General features: G+C 47.4%; 1 protein-coding gene. It reads left to right on the forward strand.

Annotated features, from left to right (window positions below; translation table 11 throughout):
- Nucleotides 1-112 precede the first annotated feature (112 nt).
- Nucleotides 113-481, forward strand: a complete 369-nt coding sequence (locus ACPLUI_RS10060; protein WP_424660130.1) for a putative zinc-binding protein — start codon at nucleotides 113-115, stop codon at nucleotides 479-481.
- Nucleotides 482-995: the final 514 nt, after the last annotated feature.

Genomic DNA, 995 nt, shown 5'->3' on the forward strand with positions numbered 1-995 from the left:
TATGTAGCGGCAAAATACATCTTAATCTACTTCGGCATCAACATTTAATTCCTTCCGGGGGTAGGGTAAATGTTTAGCAGATATAGCCTGGTTAAGGAGGTGCAGTTGTTAAATGAATCGGGAAGTTAATAAGGTGGCGATCTTTACCTGTGCCGGGGGGTCGAATACCGGTCAAACTGCCAATGCTGCAGGGGTGAAACTGGCCCAAGCGGGGTTTGGTTATCTTGCCTGCCTGTCCGGTGTAGGGGCAGGAGCGGAAAATACGCTTAAGAAGCTGACGCAGGTACAGAAGGTGATCGTAATTGACGGTTGCCCGGTTGCCTGTGCCAGAAAAATGCTGGAAAAAGCCGGTGTAAAGGTAGATTACTACGCGCTGGTAACGGAGTTGGGCGTTAGAAAATCCCTGGACGTGCTTGAACCTGTGCCAGCAGAAGTGGAGCGGGTTTATGACGCTATGGTGAAGCTGTGTCGTACTTCGTAACACCTCGATAATGAAGGAAGTAGCACCGGTTAAATTCACGTGAGCCGAGGCAAAAGATACCCGATTATGGTTTTCGAAATATTGTTTACAAAGCAAGAAATTGGTGATATGTTATCTATATGAAAAAATAAGCATTCTTGTAATGCTTTGGAGAGAAGTTGACCAATAAAAAGACCTCCTGGTACAGAAAGGTTAGCAAAAACCAAAAATGTACCAGAGGTCGTGAAATGATGAAGAAAACCTGAAAGAAATTCGTTCTGTACACACCCTTATCGTCGGCGTTAGGTATCGCTAAAAAGACCCACTGGACACGGATACTTGACGGAGTTTTTATCTGGGTAATTGTTCAGTAAAACCGCTACTATCGGCACGGTGCCGCGTTAAATTCACCAGAAAGGGGTATAAGAAAATGCCGGGTGGATGGGGAAAAGGTTCGGGTGGCGGTAGAGGTAGTGGCGGCAGTCAGGGAAGATGCGCCGGAGGAAGAGGGAGGAGGGGTGCCCAGGGACGGGGA

Origin of the sequence: Desulfofundulus sp. (assembly GCF_049701015.1) — a bacterium.
GTDB lineage: Bacteria > Bacillota > Desulfotomaculia > Desulfotomaculales > Desulfovirgulaceae > Desulfofundulus.